We start from the raw sequence: 18237 nt of genomic DNA on the forward strand, positions 1-18237 counted from the left end.
CATCTTGGAGTACCCGCATGTCCGTAGCCACCATCATCGACGGCGTCGCGCCCTCCATCTGGGGTGCCGCACATGACGTCGACGCCCGCCGTCCCCGATCCCTTCAAACCCAGCTCGGCGCGTCCGACACCGTGTGCGGTCGACGCGCCGCGTACATCCTGCACGGGGTCACGCCGACCGATCACCCCGACAAGCGCACGGCGATCCTCGGTACGTACATACACGCCGGTCTGCTGGAGTCCGCGCGCACGGAGTACGGATGGCTCGTGGAACGCAGTGTCCAGGACGAGTCGATCCGGGGCCATGTCGATGTCGTCCAGCTCGACGCGGCGACGGCGGCTCGACTGCCCGCTCGACACAGGCCCGCGGTGCCCGCCGACGTGCTCACCGTGGAGGACGTCAAGACGAAGTCCACCTGGATGTGGGACCGAGTCCTCCGCTACGGAGCCACTGCCGCCGAGCTGCGGCAGGTGCACCTGTACGCGGGCGCCCTGTACGAGGTCGGCTTCGAGAACGTTCCGGGGCAGCGATACCTCGCCCGTCTGGGACCGTTGGACATCGCCCGCATCCGCTTCCGCTTCATCAACCGGGACAGCGGCGCGGAGCACGTCCAGGAGATCGACTTCGACCCGCAGCGGGCCGCCGAGGCTCAGTGGTGGGTGGAACGCGTACGCGAGACGACCGACCCGGAAGAGATGCCGCGTGACTTCCACGGGCCCGGTCTCGACGCCATCTGCGACTACTGCCCCTTCCGCTCCCTGTGCTGGCCCGGCACGGCCCCGGGTGTTCCGGAGCAGACCGCGCTCATCCACAACGACGCCGACCGCGAACAGGCCCTCATCGACTACGTGAAGGGGCACGAACTCGCCAGCGAGGGCGACCGGATCAAGAAGTTCGCGCGCAAGAAGTTGGACCAGTCCCCGGCCGGGACCTACGGGCCCAACAAGCTCTCCTGGCGCGGCGGCAACGACGAGGAGAAGGACGACGTGGAGGCCATGGTCGACCTCCACGAGGTTGCAGGCATCCCCGTACCGATGAAGCCGGACGCGGATCGCATGGTGAAGAACCTCAAGGCGGCCGGGCTTGCCGTCCCGCGGCGGAAGACCGGCAAGAAGACACCCGCGATTATCAACATCGCGCCAGCCTGACACGCGCCCCCGTCCCTCTCAGCCCCGCCCGTGAGCAACGGGCGGGGCCTCCCGTCCTACCGCTGCGCCAGTACCGCCCAAGGGGAACCGTGTCTATCCAACTCATGATCGCTGCGGCGTACCTGCCGCCCGACGTGCTCAGCCAGAGCCAGAAGCTCGCACTGATGAAGATCGCGGACAGCGCCGACGACGAGACGAGGCTCGCGCGGCCCGGTCTCACGCGCCTAGCGGCCTGGGTCGGCGTGACCGACAAGCGTGCCATCACTATCGTGACCGAGCTGATCGCCAAAGGGCTCGTCGAACGTGTCGAGACCGGCAAGGCGGGTCGCGCCGCCGTGTACAAGGTCTTTCCGCTCGGAGTGCCGCCGACGCCGACCACTCCGGAGCTGAAAGCAGCCGCAGAGGCCCGCAGGGCCGAACCCAAGAACCCTCGCAAGGCCCGTACGGGGGTCCGACGTTCAGCGCCGGCGAAACCTGCGATGACCTATCAGGATGTCGAAGCCCGTGAGGCCGAACGTCGACAGCGGGCCGAGAAGCCGCAGGTCGACGCAGGGTTCCACGCGGGGAACCCGGGGGACGAAGCAGGGTTCCATGACGGGAACCCAGACGAGCAGGAAGACCGGGTTCCACCGGTGGAACCCGATGAGTTCCACGAGGGGAACCCAGTGGGTTCCGACGGTGGAACCCCTTCCTTTCCTGGTCCTTCCTCTGTCCTTCCTTTCCCCCCTACCCCCACGGCTGACGCCGTAGGGGAGCCCGCTCCCGCCCCCGCAGACAGTCCGGAGCCGGAGGGCCAGGGGCAACCGAAGGGCTGTGTACGACACCGTGAGCGCCCCGCTGCCTCATGCCGTGGCTGCGGCACCAACCCGCGCGCGGAGCGCGTGAGGGAGCGGCAGGAGGCCCAGGCGGCGGAGCACCAGGCGCACGGTCGCTTCTGGGAGGACTGGCATGAGGACGTTGCCAGCCGGCGACAGCGTGTCGAGGAGTCACCCGAGGCGGTCGAGGCCGCGCGGAGGGCGGCGAGAGACGCGGTGCGCGAATCCAAGGAGCGCAGGCGGAGGAACACCTAGCCCCAGAAAGAAAATCTCGCCAGAAATTTGGACATCTTGAGCAATGCATATAGAATAGAACCAGAAAGAGGGGGAGAGGCCCCCTCCGAACCGGGGAGTGAGATGACCTACCTGCCCATCCTCCGTCGCGGGCACAAGGGTGCGCTCGTGCTGGACAGCAACGCCGCTGCCAGCGAGTACATCCGCACCCTTGCCGACCTCTACCGCGAAGACCCCGAGGGGATCGGGGAGATGCTGATCCGCATCGCTGAACTGCGTGATCGGGCCGAACGGGAGCGGGACCTCGATGGCCTCGGACATGCCGAGCATGTGCGCGACGAGATCGTTGACGACCTCCTTGACGAGATCGGCGGCGCGGAGATCCACCTCGACCCCCGCGACAACCACCACGCACTCATGCAGGCGCGCAGACTCGCCTACCAGGCGCGGCAGATCGGTGACGCCGCCCAGCAGCGCGCCGACGAACTGGCCGCCCTGACCGCGGTCGCGCGAGGCGTGCGCGAGGAGCGCCGAAGGCCCCCCGTCTGCTGACTCGGGCGATCAACGCACTTTCGAGATAGATCCCAACTCTGTACTGTTGACCGGCACAAGACCTCTTGGAGACAACACCGTGAGCAACGACCTCGCGCAGATGGCCCCCATGCCGAACCACGGCAACGTCAACGACCCGCTCTGGCGGAAGCTGTGGAACGCCTACGAGCCGGTCATCACCGCGCTGCGGCGCATCCCGCTCGTCACCGACGTCGAGATCAGCGGCGGCATGTTCGGCATCACCGCCCAGCTCACCGACGGATCGCACCTGTGGATCTCCTCGGTCGAGGAACTGCCCCTTGACCCCAAGGAGGTCGAGGGCTGGCACGTCAGGCGCGGTCACGAGGACAACCCGACCATCGACGAGATGATCTACAACTCCACCGTGGACGGCGAACACTCGGACCACGGCAACAACCTCGTCCCCCTCGTCCAGGCCATCGCCCGCTTCGTCACCGAACGTGCCCTCGCGCCCAAGGTCATCGACCTCTTCTCGGTCCAGCTCGACGGTGTGACGAAGAACCACCAGCGTGTCTCCAAGCTCGTCCAAGGCCCCTCCCCCGACCGCAACGCGGCGATCAAGGAGTACGGCGAGGCCACCAACGAGCTGACACAGCGTGGTTGGCACTGCATTCACACACAGGGCGGCTTCGACTGGCCGTTGACCATCTGGGAGCTGAACGCCGAGATCGTCAGCGTCTACGTGGCCGACGCCGGCCAGATCCTCGACTGATGCCCGTCACGGACACGCGCACGGCCGCCGAGACGAAGCCGGTGACGGCGTGAACGTCATCAGCACGCTCCTCGCGATCTGCGTCGGCGCCGCGATCGGTCTCGGGCTCCTCGTCCTGGACGACCTCCGCTGGGAGGCCCGTGACCGGGTCCCGAGGTGCACCACCTGCGGCGAGCAGCACCCCCGACACGCCACCCACCGCTGAACGCTGTCCGGCCCGCTCATCCCGGGCCGGACGGCCGCAGACCTCTTGGAGAACACCCCGTGGGGTACGACATCTACATCCAGACCGCCGACGGCAAACTGGCCGAAGGCGGCGGGAACTACTTCGGCATCATGTGGACGGCGATGCCGCGAACGCTCGACGCGATGGCCAACTTCGGGATGCTCGCCGAGTTGCCCGTCCCCTCCGTCCCGCTCCTGTCCGCGTACGGACTGGCCGCTGCGGACTTCGAGCCCGGTACCCAGCCGGACCAGGCGACGGCCAATCGCATTGCCGAGTTCCGCGCCGCCTACCAGGCCACCCTGGACGCCGCCGAGTCGAAGCCGACCGGCATCCCGTCCTACAAGCTCCAGCTCAACGACGGTTTTCTCGTCACCGTCACCGAGATCAGTGCCGCCCTGACCACCTACGAGGCCCACCCGGCCGTGGAGCTGGCGGAGATCCCCCTCGGTGACCCGACCTGGCGCGACTGGACGGCCTTCCTGCGCCGCGCCCAGACGCACGGCGGCTTCCGCGTCTACTGACCGATCTTCGACCGCCCGGCCCCGTCACCCGCGGGGCCGGGTGGCCCGACCTCTTGGAGAAACGATCCGCCGCCATGGCAAAAGTCATCGACCTTCTGTGCGGTGCGGGGGGCAGCAGTACCGGGCTCGTGGAAGCCGGGTACGAACTGATCCTCGGCATCAATCACTGGCAACTCGCCATCGACACCCACGCCGCCAATCACCCCAACGCCGACCACGCGTGCATCGACATCTCCGGCTTGCCGATGCGCTACCTGCCCAACGCTGACGTCCTGTGGGCCTCGGTCATCTGCACCGAGATCAGCCCCGCCGGCGGGCGCCGCCGCGAGACCCACCAGATGGACCTTCTCGACCTCCTCGACGGGGGAGAGGAGTGGGAGGTGCTGACGAAGGACGCCTTCGAGCGGACCCGGGTCACCGGCTGGTGCGTGGTCCGGGCCGCCGAGGCGAAGCGGTTCAAGGCCATCGTCGTGGAGAACGTGGTCGAATTCGGCCTGGACTGGATTCTGTTCCCGAAGTGGCTCGAAGCCATGGAACTGCTCGGCTACCAGTACCAGATCGTGTGCGTCAGCAGCGCGCACATCGGTGACGACACGAACCTGCGCGCCCCGCAGTGGCGCGACCGGATGTACGTGGTCTTCACCCTCAGCACCATGCGGAAGCCGGACCTGGAACCCCGCCCCCTGGCCCCCTGCGTCGAGTGCGGCGAGGACGTGCACGCGGTTCAGTCGTGGCACGTCGAGGGCGTGCGCATTGGCAAGTACCGGCGGGACTACATCTACCGCTGCCCCAACAGCCGCTGCCGTCACGCCATGGTCGAACCGTACGTCCGACCGGCCAGCGACATCATCAACTGGGATGACCTCGGTACTCGGATCGGGGACCGCAAGAAGCCCCTGGCGGAGACCACGATGGACCGCATCCGCGCCGGTCTCATCAAGTTCCCCTACCGCCCCAGCTCGATCACCCTCACCCACGGCAAGGACGGCGGGGACCGGGCCTACGCCGTCGAAGACCGGCCCCTGCCGACGCGGACCGCGAAGCAGGGTGACGCGCTGCTCGTACCGACCGGCGGCTCGTGGAACACCGATGCCGTTCCCGTCGACGTGCCGCTGCGTACCCGGACCACCCGCGAGAGCGAAGCCCTCCTGACGGTGGACCCGTTCATCGTGGAGTTCCGCAACCACGCCTCCGCCAGGGGCGCGGCGGAACCGATGAGCGGTGTGACCGCGCAGGGCAACCACCACGGTCTCGTCACGCACGGCGGCCGCGTGCCCGAGCGCGCTAGCAACACCCTGGTCGTCCCCTACCGCAAGGCCGCGGTGAAGACGGCCGCCGAACCCGTCCATACCCTCTCCACCCGTGACTCGGCCGCTCTGGTGCGCAGCGCGCCGGACATCAACGACTGCTACTTCCGCATGCTTAAGGCCCGTGAACAGCTCGAAGGGCAGCGGTTCCCGAAGAAGTACAAGGTCTACGGCAATCAGGCCGAACAGACGATGCAGGCAGGCAACGCGGTCTCGGTGAACGTCGCCCGGTGGATAGGCCAGCGATTGGAGCCCGTCCTGTGACCGGAACCCGTAGCGCCCCACTGGGCACCCCCGTTACCGAGCACGCCCCCTGCTGGGGCGATCCCGACTTCGCCGTGGCCGACCACCGCTGGAAGAACAGCGAGGAACTGGTCGCCATCTGCGAACCGGTCCTGTACGTGTGCGGCGGTTGCCCCTACCGAGCCGCCTGCATCCGGCAGGTCCGCCCTGCGAAGACACGCTTCGACGGTGTGTGCGGCGGTCGGATCTGGCTCAACGGCGCCATCCTCCGTGCCATCCCGGACGCCGAGGTCAGCGAGCTGCCGCCGCCGGTCATCCGCAAGGCGTGCGGCAGCGCGACCGGGGCGCGGGCTCACCGCCGCGCCGTCGAGCAGCAGTGCGCCAGGTGCGAGCCCTTCAACAGCGCGGCGGACTGCCCGCAGGAGGGGGCCGATGAGGACGAGGCCCAGCAGCTCGAACTCCCCTGCACCCCCTGACCCACCGAAGGAGCGAGGCACATGCCTCTCGATCGACCGATGCGTGACCTGCTCGGCCCCGTCGCGGCGGTGGCGCTGATCGCACAGCTCAACCCCGACCTGCCCGCGCCCAGCATCGAGTTCGCCCCCGTCTACAGCGACGGCCAGGAGCACGGCATGGGCGTCCGGCTGCACCTGCACCATCCCCGACAGGGCGTCTACGAGCGGTGGGCGAACCTGATCGGCAGCAGTGACCCGGATTCGCACAGCGACCCGGCGCCGACCGCCCGCGGCAACGTGATCCGCCGCACCTTCGGCAGGTACGCGGACATCCCCGTCGAAGCCGTCGCCTACGTCTCGCCGGCGGAGCCCCGAGCGGCCGACCGCCAGCCCTTGGCGACTACGACTCCCCACCCCTGACCCGCCAGCTCCGCCGCCCCGGGGAGTCCTGGGGCGGCCCCGACCTTGGAGCGACAGTGACCGCTCACGTCGTGCAGTTCAGCGGCGGCATCGGCAGCTTCGCAGCCGCCGTCCGCGTCGCGAAGAAGCACGGAACCACCGCCTTGACCCTGCTCATAGCCGACACCGGCATAGAGGACCCGGACCTTTGGAGATTCGCTGACGACACCAGCCAGCTGCTGGGCGTGCCGCTGACCAGGGTGGCCGACGGACGTACGCCCTGGCAGGTCTTCCGGGACAAGAGGTTCCTCGGCAACGACCGCCTGGCACCGTGCACGAAGACGTTGAAACAGATCCCGTGTCGCAGATGGATGGAGACGCACAAGGACCCGGCCGACACGATGGTGTACATCGGCATCGAGTCCACGCTCAGGGACCGGGCCCGCATACCGGCCATCGCGCGCGCCTGGAAGCCCTGGCGCACCAGATTCCCGCTCTGCTCGAAGCGGGAGCCGCAGCTGACCAAGGCGGATCTTCTCCAAGAGGCACGGGCGCTCGGAGTCGAGCCGCCGCGCCTCTACGCGATGGGGTTCTCGCACAACAACTGCGGAGCGACCTGCGTACGGGCGGGGATGCGCCAGTGGAAGCACCTCCTGGACGTCATGCCCGATCGGTACGCCCACGCCGAAGCTCAGGAAGAGGCGCTGCGCCGGTTGCTCGGGCCCGTCACCATCCTCCGACAACGACGCAAGGGCGTCAGCCACCCTCTGCCCCTGGCCGAGCTGCGGCGCGCACACCAGGCCGCGCCCATGCTGCCCGGCGAGTACGACACCGCCCCCACCGACCGCGACGGAACGACGAACGAAGAGGCGCGCTGATGCACGAGGACATAGCCGGCCAGATCTGGGAGGCCGTCGATCACTGGGTGGAAGGGCGCCGCGAGGAGTCCGCACGACTCCTCAACACGCTGATGAACACTCAGCCGCCGAACATGCTGTTCGGGATCGCCTGCGGCATCGCCGTCATCGCCAAGGCGGCGATGCAGAAGATCTACGGCAACCACTGCGACACCTGCTTCTGGGCGATCGGGGCCGTGGGCTGCGCCAGCCCCGAGGACGCCGTCCCGCCCCCCGCCCTGTTCGCAGCCCGCTTCATCGCGGCCACTCTCAACGGCGACAAGGACACGGCTCTTGCCCTGTATCTGGCTGTCGACAGCCGCGGTACGGAACAGCGGTCGGAGTGCCTGCATACCCTCCTGGCGACGACGGGCGAAGCAGTGCTCCTGGCGACCTCGGGGGCTGGTCGGTGACCAACGCCATCACCTACTCCGCCGACGGTCTGCGGGACGACGTGGCCGACCCTGCTACGTGGAGCGTCCGGATCTGCGAGGACCGGTGCACGACGTGCATCTTCCGGCCCGGCAACCTCATGCACCTCGCTCCCGGACGGGTCGCCGCCATGGTCAAGAAGGCCGTGGCCGCCGAAGGACACATCGTCTGTCACAGCACCCTCGGCACCAGCGCGCCCGCCATCTGCGCCGGGTACGCCACCCACCCGCGAGGCCGGACGGCCTCCCTGGCGCTGCGGCTGGTCCGCGCCGGCGTCCTCGCGGTCATCCCCGTTCGGCCCGACCACCAGGAATGCTCGTGAACCACATCTGGAAGGGACGCGTCTTCGCGGCCTGTCACCCGCTCGACCCCGCCCGCATCCGCGTCGTGAAGTACGAGGCAGGTGACCTGCACGCGATCGTCGAGGACGCGGTCAGCGGAAAGCGCCGTCGTGGCGTCCTCGCGTCCAACCTGCACGACTCGGCCGCGACCCAGGCGGGCAAGAAGCGCAGAAGCGGGTACGCGCCGGTGGACGGCCTGATGGACACGGCTGCACCGATCACGCCTCAGCTGCGCGCTCCCGCTCCGGAGCCCGCTGACTGGTTCGAGGGGCTTCCCGGGCGCCGGTTCCGGGTTGCGCTGCCTCCGCGGCTGCTGCTCCTGAACTCCAATCAGCGGCTCCACCACCACAAGCGAGCCGAACTGACCAGGGTCCTGCGGCGGGCGGCCTGGGCTGCTTCCCGGAAGGTCCCGCACCTGGAGCGGGCGCACATCATCGGTGTACTGCACCCGGAGGACCGGCAGAGGAGGGACCCGGCCAACTGGTACCCGTCCTTCAAGGCATGCCTCGATGGGGTCGTGGACCAGGGCGTGCTGGATGACGACGATCACACGCGGGTCGTGGGTCCGGACATGCGGCTCGGAGAGGTGGTCACCGGGTCCCGCCTCGTCCTCCATATTCGGGAACTCGCCGCAGCGGAGACGGTCGCTGAGCTGCAGAAATAGTTTCCCTCCCGGAGGGAAAACCCGCCCGAAAACTTGCAACCCTCCCTAATGCATATAGAATAGAACTAGAAGGCGGGAGAACCCGCCCGAAGCTCCGCCCGGCGGCCGGTGAGAACTAACCCGGCCGCCGGGCGGCCCACTGAAAGGAGTAGAGCGTGGCATCGGTCGACCCCTGCCCGCCCGCGGACCGACAGGTCTGCCAGGCGACGCGCGATCTGGCGCGCGCGGTCCTGCGCCGCCTCCGCGTGACCGCGGTGAAGATCGAACCGCGCATCAAGACGCTCGTCGCCACTCGTGCCGAGGCTCCCGGGGAGTACCTCTTGTGGCGTCTTCACGGTGACGATGGGCGTCTCCTGTTCCGGTTCGACCTCGCCAGGGAGCCCAGTGCCGACTGGGGCAAACTCGCCGCCGACGTCTCCCTCATCGCCAGGCTGGCTGACCTCCGCGCGCATCCGCCCGGCTACTTCTACGTCCACCCGCTGTCGGACGCCCGTGACGTCGCGATCCCGCTGCCGACGAACCCCAGGGGACAGGCTCCGCGAACGGTCGGACTCCGCCAGTGATCGTCGACCGAGAGCTCTGCCCGCGCAGCCGACGGCCCTCACGCCGATCGCGGTGCGCCCGGTCGCCCCCTACCGTGCCGCCCTCACGCGCACACCCCTGCCCCAAATGCACATAGAAAAGAATCATTGGGCTCTGAATCGGAGACTCACCGTGCCCGCCAGACCGCACATCCCCGTCATCAACACGCCGCCTCACCACATCGGAGCCGCCGCACTCGTCCTTCTCACGCGCAGCCCCGACGACGCGACACTCCGCGCCGCCGCCCAACTCATCGACAGCGCCGCGATCGCCGCATGGGCGCTACGCCCCGACAGCCTCAAGGCGCTCAGTCAGCAGCAGTACCGGCAGCTTCTCGACTACACCGCCGCCCCCGCCGTCCTCGACCTCGCCTTGTACCTGGGCGGCGACACCCGGCGCATCCGCACCCTCATGGACCAGATCGCCCGCGAGATCACCGAACTCTGCGCCCATTACAGCCCGCCGCACCTCGACAACTGACCACCCCGCCGACCGACCGCAGGAGAACCGATGCCCAACCCCAAGACGCCCACCTGGTGGGTCATCATCCGCGAGCCCAATCCCGCCTCCATGGAGATCGTCACCGTCGAACCCGCCCCCGCCGACCCGGCAGCCGCTGTGAGGCGGTGTGCCGAGCTCTTCGCGGCGCAGCAGCGCGCCTGCGTCGTGACCGCCACCGACGAGGAGGCCGCCAGCGACGCCGCCATGAGCGCCTGGCGGATGGAACTCGTCACCGACCCCAAACGGTTGGCCGCCGCCACCGCCCACAACGCCGCTCACCCCCGCATCTCCCTGAGTCAGGAGGAGATCATGCACGAGACCGACATGATGTGCGTGAACCTGGTCAACAGGCTCGACGTCACAATGGACGCCGCCCGCTCCGCGCTGGACACCACCCTCCACCGCGTCCACATCGAGTCTCACGACCCGCGGGTGGCCAACGCCGGGCTCACCCCCGCCGACTACCTCACCATCGCCCTACGGACGCCCCGATTCGCGGCCATGCACTCGGCCGGCGCCCTCCGGGACGACGGCCGGGAAGCCGACGCCCGCCTGAGCTGGGAGGCGTATCTCGAAAGGGAGATGACCAACGCCACGGGAGCCCACCAGGCCGTTCCGGCCACCGCCCCGCTCGGTGACCCGCAGATCATCCACCAGGCCGGCCGTAACGTCGGCCTCTCCGACGAATACACCGACGCCCTCATACCGCACCTCGTGCTGAGGCTTGCCCGGGGCTACCCGTTCCGCGGCCCCGACCTGCGGGACCTGACCCTCACCGATGTGCTCGCCATGGTCACCGTCGAGGACCTGGGCGACCTGCTCTGGCTTGCGGCCGTGGAGATGGGTGCCCGCCCTGACGAGGCCGCCACCGAGCTGGACCGCATCCTCCCCAAGCGCAGCTGACCTCCGTCTGGGGCGACCCGGGTCGCATCGGGCCGCCCCAGACCGCATCTTCCCCCTGCATCCCAGGAGACGCCCTATGGACCAGCTCGACCTGTTCGGTGAACTCGCCGTCCCCGACGAGCCGCCGACACCACCAGCCCCCGAGCCTCCGCAGCGCCGGAACGTCATAGATCTGCCACCGCCGCCCACCCCTGTCACGCTCGCCCCGCGCCGCGCCCCCGCTGCTCAAGGGCCCGACCCCAAGCTCAAGGTGATCAAGCCCACGGTCGGCCATTACCGACCCCGCCAGGCCGACCCGGACGCGACCGCCTTCAAGATCGCGGAGGCCGTCTCCTATGCCTGGAATCAGGCCCACGCCGGAGCTGACATCGCCGTTCCCGTCGGTGTGGTCGCCGCGCTCGCTCTCTGGCCCCTCCGTGGACCAGACGCCTACCTCGCCGCCGACTGGTGGCTCGGCCTGAACGACGCGGACCTCCTCACTGCCTTTCGCGAGTGCTGGGCGCGCTGGTGGATCTTGCGTCCGGATCTCATCGACCGGGCCACGCCGCTGCACAAGTGGCTGGACGACGAGGACCCCCATCCGAATCGCGCCGCGGCGGTCAGGGCTGTCGTCACGGCCGCGCTGACCAGGGGGCTGCTCCACCTGACCAGTAACGGCGATCCCTACTTCAACTCCACCACCGACGTGATCGGCCCGCTGTTCACTCAGATGCGCTCGGCAGGCGCCCGTGACTCGCTCGCAGAGGTCTATACGCCGTCGAGCGTCGCCGAGATGCTGGCCCGCATTGTGCTCGACGGGCCGCTCGAACCCGGCATGAAGTGGCACGACCCTGCCGGCGGCACGGGCACCATGTACCGAGCCACTGCCCAGGTGCTACGAGAGAGGGGCCTCGACCCGCACGACTTCGGGTGGTCGCTCAACGATATCGATGAACTCGCGGCGGCCGGCGCCGCCGTCAACGCGATTCTTTGGGATCTAGGCCCCCATGTGCTGATCGCGTGCGGTGACACCCTCGCAGAGGGCGATCTCATCCAGAGGGCGGTGCGGGAAGCTCGCGGGTCGCTGGAGCGCCGGGACAAGCTGCACCAGGAAGCGGCCATCATCGCGGCGCTCCAGAAGGTCGAGGCTCTGGTGTTCGGCAAGGCGGCCTGACCAGGAGCCTGCCCCGGAATATCGGTGCAGGTGATCTTGACCTTGGCCGTAATGCATATAGAATAGAACTAGAAGGAGGGTGGGACCAGCACTCACCCGCCACCTCGCAGCGCCCCATCCGAAGGAGAAACAGATGACCTACAAGAAGGGCGACCGCGTCGCTCTCGTCCACACCACCGACCCACATACCGAACTCCAGCCCGGAGACGAAGGAACCGTCCGCAGGTACGACGCCGGCCTCTCCACCCTTCGCGTGGCCTGGGACAGCGGCTCCACCCTCTCGATGCTCCTGGACGACGGCGACGAGGTGCGCTCCGCCTGAACCCGCCCGGCCCGCCCCTCCACGGGGCGGGCCGGGCGTCACCAACAGACCTCTTGGAGAACCAAATGCTCATCACCGACGCCGCCGTTCAGGAGACGGCGACGACGCTCGTCCAGTCCCTCGGGCACGAGTGGAACCTCGACCTCGAAGCTCCCAGCGATGGCGCTGCCCACCTCATCCACAGCGACGGCCGGGCCATCAGCTTCCGCCCAGTCTTCGGAGGAGCCGCCGTCCAACTCTGGATCACCGGCAACGCCGCCCCCGACTGCGCCGCAGACGCGACCGCCGCCGAGCGACTCGCCCGCGAAGCACAACTGTCGGTCCGCCTCCCCGAGGGGCACCGGTACAACAAGGCGACCACACTCGTCACCGACGAAGACGAAGAACCCTCCGCCATCATCCTCCGCACCCTCGAAGACCACCTCCTGCCCGCCTTCCAGTACAAGCCGTGCTACGTCGGCCACCAGCCCTGGAAGGCCCTCTTCGACAACGCGCTCGCCGCCGTCGCCGCCGAGGGCAGCGCACCGACCCAGTCCGATCACGAGGAGACCGAGGCGGCGTCGGGCGCCGCTCCGGGCCGTAACGAAGAGGTCGAGCCGCCCAGCACGGAACCTGGCTCCGAGACGGCGTCCGAGATGGCGACAGACCTGGGCGCATGCGAGTCCGAAGCGGAGGCAGAGAAGCCGGCTGAACAGCACGAGGAGCCGGAGCCCGAGATGACGATGCAGGCGGAGGCGGAGCCCGACCCCGTAAGCGAGCAAGCGGTCGCGCCCGAGCCGGACGCGGCTCGCGGCGACCAGGCGGAAGCCGTTGTGTCTGAGCCGCAGCCCGAGGAGACTGAGTCGGGCCCGGTCGCGGAACCCGCAGTCGAACCGGCGGAGCAAGAGGCCACCCCGGAGGCTGCCTCCACCAAGAGGACCAGCCGTCGCGGCGGAGCCAGCACGCCCCGGCCTCCTCGGAAGCGCGCGTCCAAGCGCCGTTCGGGAAACAGCACTGCCTGATCCACTCCACCTGATGGGCAAGGGCGCGCTCGCAACCTAGGGCTGAGGTTCCTGGCCGATCGCCCTGGAGTGAAGAGGCCAGGTCAGATACCCTGTAGGCGACGTACGGCCTTGCGAGAAGCGGCCCCAGAGGCTCCGCCCCGGCACCAGGGGCGGAGCCTTTGCGCGCAGGAAGGGGAATCCGCTGCGCGCGGGTTCGAGCCCCCTTTGTGGCCTGCTCCATCCTCCAGCGATCCCGCTGGAGCCGTCCAATCGGGTCCGTGATGGGACGCGGTTGGGACACAAGGACAGGAACGGACCGACAATGATCAAGGAGTTGCAACAAGGTGCATGCCTGTTGAGCAGGCAAAACGTCGAGTTTGGCCATTGATCGGCAAGGGCCGCCAAGATCCTCGGAGGACTCATAATCCGTCGGCCGTGGGTTCGAGTCCCACCCGCCCCACCGCGAGCGCTTCGCCGCAGGAACGTTCTCACCTGCGGCGCAGTGCGGAGAGCTTGCCACGCCGAGGGGTCCCCCAAGTGGTCCAGGACCGCTGGCTCGCTCGAAGCGCCAGACGCCGTCTCGACGGGCCTGGAGACGTTCCACCGGCCACTCGGTGGACGTCCCCGGGCCCCGAGACCCCGATCGTGGACCCAGGTGGGCGCCGGACGTCAGGCAGGGCCCGGCCGCCGCGGCGTCAGCCCTTTTCGCCGAGGGCGGCGCGGAGCAAGTCGAGCGAGCCGGTTTCCCAAACGGCGTCGGCGAGGGCCTGGCCGCTCTCGGTGGTGATTCGGCCCCGGCTGTCGTCGATCCACCGCTGTGCGTTCTCGTAGCCCTGCGACCGGTACTCGATGCCCTGGATCATGCACTCCAGCTTGTCGGCGTCGCGAGCGCAGACGGCCTCCAGGGTGCCGCGGGCCTCGTACGCGCCGACGATCTCCGTCACTGCCTCGGCGACGGCCTTGGGCATGCCGGCGACCTGATCCGCGGCGATGTCCCTCGGGTCGGCCTCCGCACCGTCCTGCTCCTGGCCGCGCGCCGGCCGGATGAGGTGACGGCACGCCTGGTCGTCGAGGGCCTCGCGCTGGTCGCCCGGCAGCGGGCCGGGCACCTGTCGGTGAAGGAACGGCGGGGGTGGGCGCGGCGCGCGCTGGTGCTGTGGCTGATGGACACCCACAACATCGTCACGACGTACCTGTCCGCCCCGCCGGCACTGCCCCTGGCCGGTATCGGCCTGGCTCTCGTCGACCGGGTGGCCCCCGTCTGTCGCCTCGTCGACGCGGTGAGCGCCGATCTCCTCGACCCGCTCCTTCGTCGGGGCCCGGGGGAGCGGGCCCCTGCCCGGATCGTCGAGGCCGTCGCGTGACGGCGCGGGGGCCGGCCGTCGGCGTTGTCGGTGCCGGGGCGGTCAGTCGGGCAGTCGGGCAGTCGGCGGGGCGCTGGTGTCCGCCGGTGTGTGCGACCGTCTCCCCGACCAGTTCCCGGGCTGGTTCGGGGTCCCGCCGGCGACCGAGGGCGAGGGCGCGACGCTCGTCTTCCCCGGGATCGAGGAGGGCGCGGCCCCCGCCGAAGAAGAGGCCGCCCGAGAGCTGGGTGACGGGGACTTCATGAGCGGGGCGACCGAGGACCGCCACCCGGACGTGTTCGGTCTCCTCGGGGTCGACGGAGGCGGTTCGCGGGACGCCCGGCACGAGGTGGCTCGCCGACTGGCCGAGTTGCCGCACCACTCGGTGGTGCTCGGCCACGACGTCCAGGCGAATGCCGACTTCCTGGCCGAGGTGACCGGCTGATGACCGCGCCTCCTCCGACGGGTCACGCGGCGATCGACCGAAATATGAAAGGACCGGGCTCGGCCAGGGACATCGGTCCGCCGGGCGTCACCGGGTCCTGAACCGGCGGTACAGGTTCCGGGCCACGTACACCCCCGGGCCGCCGAAGCCGATGATGTCGACGCGTCCGTCACCGGTGACGTCGGCGAGGAAGCGGGGGTGGTGGTCGACCCGCCAGGCGCCGGCGGCGTCGTCGTACCCGAAGCCGCGGCAGACGAGCTGGGCCTGCTCGAACCGGCCGTCGCCGAGGTTGTGCGACACCCAGACGCCCTCGTCGCCGAAGCCGACGACGTCGGGGTTGCCGTCGCCGGTGACGTCGGCGAGGAGGCGGAGGTGCTTCTCGCCGGTCCACCCCTGGTCGGTACCGAAGTCGTTCAGGACGAGCTTCGAGGGCTCGAAGGTGCCGTCGCCGCGCCCGCGGGAGACGACGACGCCTCGCGGGCCGAACCCGACGACGTCCACCGCTCCGTCGTTCGTGGTCGCGGCCAGGAAGCGGGGGTGCTCCCCTGCCGAACTCCACCCCTGGTCGGCCCCGAAGTCGTCGAGGACGTACAGGGGCTCGGCGAAAGTCCCCTCCTCGTCCTGGAGGGAGATCCAGACTCCGTCGTCGTGGCAGCCGACGACATCGAGCCTGCCACCGCCGGTGGTGTCGGCCAGGAAACGGGGATGCTTGCCGACCAGCCAGCCGCCCGCCTTCTCACCGTGGCCGAACGCCCGGAGGACGGGTTCGTCGGCGAGCGGCGCGAACTTTCCCTCCTCGTCCTGGAGGGAGATCCAGACTCCGTCGTCGTGGCAGCCGACGACATCGAGCCTGCCACCGCCGGTGGTGTCGGCCAGGAAGCGGGGATGCTTGTCCACGAGCCACCCGCCGGCCTGCTCGCCGTGGCCGAACGCCCGCAGGGCCGGCTCGCCGCCCGCGGGCGTGAACGTCCCGTCCTCGTCCCGCGAGGACACCCGGACCCCGTCGATGGCGAGCACGACGACGTCGGGCCTGCCGTCGCCGGTCGTGTCCGCGAGGGTCCACAGGTCTCCGGGGCTCGAAGAGGGTGCGGACCGGTGCAGGACGCGCTCGTCGCCGAACGTGCCGTCACCCCTGCAGGAAGCCGTCACGGCTCCCTTGCCTGGCTTGAGGCCGACGACGTCCTGGCCTCCCTCTCCCGTGGTGTCGGCGAGGAACCTCGCGCCGAGCCCGGCCCACCAGCCCGGCTGCCCGCAGGGAGAGCGGTCGGCCCCCTCGCTCTTCCACCCCCCGGCGGCCTGGTCGCTCCCGAATTCCTCAAGGACCAGCAGCATGTCGCTGAACGAGGGAGTCGCGTCCGGCACCGGACGCAGCGCGGCCGAGCGGACCAGCCGCCAGGACCCGCGGCCGTTCCAGTGGCTCAGCGAGCCCCAGCGCAGTACGAGGTCGCTGACGCGCTCGGGTTCCGCAGGGACGAACCGCCACCGCTGGCTCTCCGCGCCGTCGTCGTACGCGCGCAGGACGACCCGGGTGTCCTTCTCACCGGGGTCGGCGAGGTCGAGGACGGTGCCGTCGGCCGCGCCCTCGATGAAATAGAGGCCCGGTTCGCCCTCGACGGGGACGACGTGCCACTGCTGGCCCTTCCTGTCGGCGGCGGCGTCCCCCTGGCGGACACCGCGGTCCGCGACGGGATCCGCGGCCGGATGCGGGGCGGAGGCCGAGGCGGGATCCGTGGCGGCGGGACCGTCGAGCACCTTGCCGCTGACCACGTTGCGGATCACATACCCCTGATCGTCCTGCGCGACCTGTACGGGGACGAGTTGCCACTGTTCCGGACTCGGACCGCCGTCGGGGAAGCCGCGGACCACGAGTGCCCCGTCCGCGCCCGGCGCGGCCTCGGCACCGAGGGTGTCCCCCGTGGCGGCGTTGACGATCTCCAGTTTCAGTTCTTCCGTGGGCACGGGCATCGTGGTGCCTCTTCCAAGCGGTGCGGGCGTCGGTTCGGTACGGGCAGGACACGGCGGTGGCCGCGGATCACGTGAAGAGGTGGTGGTACGGGACGTCCCACTCGTTGGGCAGCCGCGGGTAGAACGTGTTGATGACCGTCCCGGTGAAGTCCCCGCCCCAGTTGTAGGTGAGGCGCGCCTCGCTGTTGGCCGTCACCGCGTGGTCCTTGAACCCGAGGATGGTGTCGGGGTGGGTGATGGGCACGAAGGTGATGCCGCCCCACGGGGTCACCGTGACGATCCAGAGCTGGGTGTCCTCGGGCGCTCCGTTCTTCCCCCGCCACTTGTCGCCGACCTTGTCGGGCAGACCGACCTGGACGGTGTCGGCCGTGCTCTGGGGAGCGTCCTGGTGGACGGTGACGCGCCTGCGCCGAGGCTTGGGCGTGCCGTCGTCGCCGCGCCCGGCGTCGGCTCCGTCCGCACCGGCCGGCGGCTCGGGCGTCACCTGGCCCGCGGCGCTCTCGATGACGTACAGCGGCCGCTGGCCGAAGAAGCCGGCGGGGGTGACGTACCAGAGGTGGCCCTTCGCCTCCTTGGTGGCGGGGTCGAGGGCCGTGGCCAGCTGGACGCCCTTGTCGTGGCTCTCCTCCCTCAGCTCGGCGGGCCGCAGGTAGCCGCCGTTGAAGGCGTGGACGAGCATGACCGGCCGGTTCTCCACCAGCGCCGCCACGATCGCGTTGTCGTAGCTGTTCACCGCCACCGGGCCGCCGACCACCAAATTGGACATCGCCGTGCGCTCTTGGGTGTACATCGCGGAAACCTCACTCGTTCTGATTGCGGAGAACAATGCCTCGGACACTCGATGCGGCAGCCTGCCGTACGACGTCACCGGGAATCCTGACCAGACTTCTGCGAGAGAGTGCCCGAAAACATGTCAATGACCGGAACGGAAACCCACGCACGGCAACGTCCCTGCTCACGGTACCCATGAGCAGGGGAACAGAAAACTCATCGATCGAGTGAAGGCAGCGAAGAAAGGAAACTCCATCGGCGTTTCGGAAGCAGTTTCCTGAAATCGCTCACTCGATTGAGCGT

23 protein-coding genes and 1 pseudogene are annotated in these 18237 nt (G+C 69.3%); 21 read left to right on the forward strand and 3 right to left on the reverse strand.

Annotated elements, in window-relative coordinates:
• Window positions 1-17: 17 nt before the first annotated feature.
• From ABZ858_RS00385 to ABZ858_RS00475, 19 genes are all read left to right on the forward strand, one after another.
• On the forward strand, window positions 18-1148 hold the full coding sequence (locus tag ABZ858_RS00385) for a PD-(D/E)XK nuclease family protein (RefSeq protein WP_361370323.1): 1131 nt from the start codon (window positions 18-20) through the stop codon (window positions 1146-1148).
• A gap of 89 nt (window positions 1149-1237) precedes the next feature.
• Window positions 1238-2218 (forward strand): helix-turn-helix domain-containing protein, encoded by a 981-nt coding sequence (locus ABZ858_RS00390; RefSeq protein WP_361370326.1) that lies wholly within the window; start codon window positions 1238-1240, stop codon window positions 2216-2218.
• A gap of 102 nt (window positions 2219-2320) precedes the next feature.
• Window positions 2321-2749 (forward strand): hypothetical protein, encoded by a 429-nt coding sequence (locus ABZ858_RS00395; protein WP_361370329.1) that lies wholly within the window; start codon window positions 2321-2323, stop codon window positions 2747-2749.
• Window positions 2750-2828: 79 nt separating this feature from the next.
• A complete protein-coding gene (locus tag ABZ858_RS00400; RefSeq protein ID WP_361370332.1) occupies window positions 2829-3482 on the forward strand; it encodes a hypothetical protein in 654 nt (217 codons plus the stop codon).
• Window positions 3483-3531: 49 nt separating this feature from the next.
• Window positions 3532-3687 (forward strand): hypothetical protein, encoded by a 156-nt coding sequence (locus ABZ858_RS00405; RefSeq protein ID WP_361370335.1) that lies wholly within the window; start codon window positions 3532-3534, stop codon window positions 3685-3687.
• Between the two features lie 59 nt (window positions 3688-3746).
• On the forward strand, window positions 3747-4229 hold the full coding sequence (locus ABZ858_RS00410) for a hypothetical protein (RefSeq protein ID WP_361370338.1): 483 nt from the start codon (window positions 3747-3749) through the stop codon (window positions 4227-4229).
• A 74-nt stretch (window positions 4230-4303) separates the two neighbouring features.
• Window positions 4304-5800, forward strand: a complete 1497-nt coding sequence (locus ABZ858_RS00415) for a DNA cytosine methyltransferase (protein WP_361370341.1) — start codon at window positions 4304-4306, stop codon at window positions 5798-5800.
• Complete coding sequence (locus ABZ858_RS00420; protein WP_361370344.1) at window positions 5797-6255, forward strand: hypothetical protein; 459 nt, start codon at window positions 5797-5799, stop codon at window positions 6253-6255. The genes ABZ858_RS00415 and ABZ858_RS00420 overlap by 4 nt, the downstream gene beginning before the upstream one ends.
• A 21-nt stretch (window positions 6256-6276) precedes the next feature.
• A complete protein-coding gene (locus tag ABZ858_RS00425) occupies window positions 6277-6654 on the forward strand; it encodes a hypothetical protein (protein WP_361370347.1) in 378 nt (125 codons plus the stop codon).
• Between the two features lie 56 nt (window positions 6655-6710).
• Window positions 6711-7511, forward strand: a complete 801-nt coding sequence (locus ABZ858_RS00430) for a hypothetical protein (RefSeq protein WP_361370350.1) — start codon at window positions 6711-6713, stop codon at window positions 7509-7511.
• Window positions 7511-7942: a hypothetical protein gene (locus ABZ858_RS00435; RefSeq protein ID WP_361370353.1), complete on the forward strand. Its 432-nt coding sequence runs from the start codon at window positions 7511-7513 to the stop codon at window positions 7940-7942. The genes ABZ858_RS00430 and ABZ858_RS00435 overlap by 1 nt, the downstream gene beginning before the upstream one ends.
• Entirely contained in the window at window positions 7939-8283 is a 345-nt protein-coding gene (locus ABZ858_RS00440; RefSeq protein WP_361370356.1) for a hypothetical protein, read from the forward strand. Before ABZ858_RS00435 ends, ABZ858_RS00440 begins: the two co-directional genes overlap by 4 nt.
• Window positions 8280-8966, forward strand: coding sequence for a hypothetical protein (locus tag ABZ858_RS00445; protein WP_361370359.1), 687 nt, complete (start codon window positions 8280-8282; stop codon window positions 8964-8966). The genes ABZ858_RS00440 and ABZ858_RS00445 overlap by 4 nt, the downstream gene beginning before the upstream one ends.
• 155 nt (window positions 8967-9121) lie before the next feature.
• Window positions 9122-9529, forward strand: coding sequence for a hypothetical protein (locus tag ABZ858_RS00450; RefSeq protein WP_361370362.1), 408 nt, complete (start codon window positions 9122-9124; stop codon window positions 9527-9529).
• 151 nt (window positions 9530-9680) lie between these two features.
• Complete coding sequence (locus ABZ858_RS00455) at window positions 9681-10028, forward strand: hypothetical protein (protein ID WP_361370365.1); 348 nt, start codon at window positions 9681-9683, stop codon at window positions 10026-10028.
• A gap of 30 nt (window positions 10029-10058) precedes the next feature.
• Complete coding sequence (locus ABZ858_RS00460; protein ID WP_361370368.1) at window positions 10059-10952, forward strand: hypothetical protein; 894 nt, start codon at window positions 10059-10061, stop codon at window positions 10950-10952.
• A gap of 76 nt (window positions 10953-11028) precedes the next feature.
• A complete protein-coding gene (locus tag ABZ858_RS00465) occupies window positions 11029-12105 on the forward strand; it encodes an N-6 DNA methylase (RefSeq protein ID WP_361370371.1) in 1077 nt (358 codons plus the stop codon).
• 133 nt (window positions 12106-12238) lie between these two features.
• Window positions 12239-12427, forward strand: coding sequence for a DUF4314 domain-containing protein (locus ABZ858_RS00470; RefSeq protein ID WP_361370374.1), 189 nt, complete (start codon window positions 12239-12241; stop codon window positions 12425-12427).
• A 65-nt stretch (window positions 12428-12492) separates the two neighbouring features.
• A complete protein-coding gene (locus tag ABZ858_RS00475; protein ID WP_361370378.1) occupies window positions 12493-13428 on the forward strand; it encodes a hypothetical protein in 936 nt (311 codons plus the stop codon).
• A 677-nt stretch (window positions 13429-14105) separates the two neighbouring features.
• Here the strand turns inward: ABZ858_RS00475 and ABZ858_RS00480 are convergent.
• Window positions 14106-14417 (reverse strand): annotated as a pseudogene (locus tag ABZ858_RS00480) (HD domain-containing protein); the annotation flags it as partial.
• A gap of 42 nt (window positions 14418-14459) precedes the next feature.
• Here ABZ858_RS00480 and ABZ858_RS00485 point away from each other — a divergent pair.
• Both ABZ858_RS00485 and ABZ858_RS00490 read left to right on the forward strand, forming a co-directional pair.
• Window positions 14460-14774, forward strand: coding sequence for a hypothetical protein (locus ABZ858_RS00485; RefSeq protein ID WP_361371979.1), 315 nt, complete (start codon window positions 14460-14462; stop codon window positions 14772-14774).
• A gap of 88 nt (window positions 14775-14862) precedes the next feature.
• A complete protein-coding gene (locus ABZ858_RS00490; RefSeq protein WP_361370381.1) occupies window positions 14863-15198 on the forward strand; it encodes a hypothetical protein in 336 nt (111 codons plus the stop codon).
• Between the two features lie 87 nt (window positions 15199-15285).
• Here the strand turns inward: ABZ858_RS00490 and ABZ858_RS00495 are convergent, their stop codons facing one another.
• Together ABZ858_RS00495 and ABZ858_RS00500 are read right to left on the reverse strand one after the other, a co-directional pair.
• Window positions 15286-17163, reverse strand: a complete 1878-nt coding sequence (locus ABZ858_RS00495) for an FG-GAP-like repeat-containing protein (RefSeq protein ID WP_361370384.1) — start codon at window positions 17161-17163, stop codon at window positions 15286-15288.
• A gap of 67 nt (window positions 17164-17230) precedes the next feature.
• Window positions 17231-17953, reverse strand: a complete 723-nt coding sequence (locus ABZ858_RS00500; protein WP_361370387.1) for a hypothetical protein — start codon at window positions 17951-17953, stop codon at window positions 17231-17233.
• Window positions 17954-18237 lie beyond the last annotated feature (284 nt).

The organism is Streptomyces sp. NPDC047017 (genome assembly GCF_040644175.1).
In the GTDB taxonomy this organism is placed as follows: domain Bacteria; phylum Actinomycetota; class Actinomycetes; order Streptomycetales; family Streptomycetaceae; genus Streptomyces.

What these genes read in the sequence shown, in the direction of transcription:
- ABZ858_RS00425 (WP_361370347.1), top strand. Translation starts at nt 6,277, where the DNA reads ATGCCTCTCGATCGACCGATGCGTGACCTGCTCGGCCCCGTCGCGGCG.
- ABZ858_RS00395 (WP_361370329.1), top strand. Translation starts at nt 2,321, where the DNA reads ATGACCTACCTGCCCATCCTCCGTCGCGGGCACAAGGGTGCGCTCGTG.
- ABZ858_RS00435 (WP_361370353.1), top strand. Translation starts at nt 7,511, where the DNA reads ATGCACGAGGACATAGCCGGCCAGATCTGGGAGGCCGTCGATCACTGG.
- ABZ858_RS00385 (WP_361370323.1), top strand. Translation starts at nt 18, where the DNA reads ATGTCCGTAGCCACCATCATCGACGGCGTCGCGCCCTCCATCTGGGGT.
- ABZ858_RS00500 (WP_361370387.1), bottom strand. Translation starts at nt 17,953, where the DNA reads ATGTACACCCAAGAGCGCACGGCGATGTCCAATTTGGTGGTCGGCGGC.
- ABZ858_RS00475 (WP_361370378.1), top strand. Translation starts at nt 12,493, where the DNA reads ATGCTCATCACCGACGCCGCCGTTCAGGAGACGGCGACGACGCTCGTC.
- ABZ858_RS00495 (WP_361370384.1), bottom strand. Translation starts at nt 17,163, where the DNA reads ATGCCCGTGCCCACGGAAGAACTGAAACTGGAGATCGTCAACGCCGCC.
- ABZ858_RS00465 (WP_361370371.1), top strand. Translation starts at nt 11,029, where the DNA reads ATGGACCAGCTCGACCTGTTCGGTGAACTCGCCGTCCCCGACGAGCCG.
- ABZ858_RS00460 (WP_361370368.1), top strand. Translation starts at nt 10,059, where the DNA reads ATGCCCAACCCCAAGACGCCCACCTGGTGGGTCATCATCCGCGAGCCC.
- ABZ858_RS00415 (WP_361370341.1), top strand. Translation starts at nt 4,304, where the DNA reads ATGGCAAAAGTCATCGACCTTCTGTGCGGTGCGGGGGGCAGCAGTACC.
- ABZ858_RS00470 (WP_361370374.1), top strand. Translation starts at nt 12,239, where the DNA reads ATGACCTACAAGAAGGGCGACCGCGTCGCTCTCGTCCACACCACCGAC.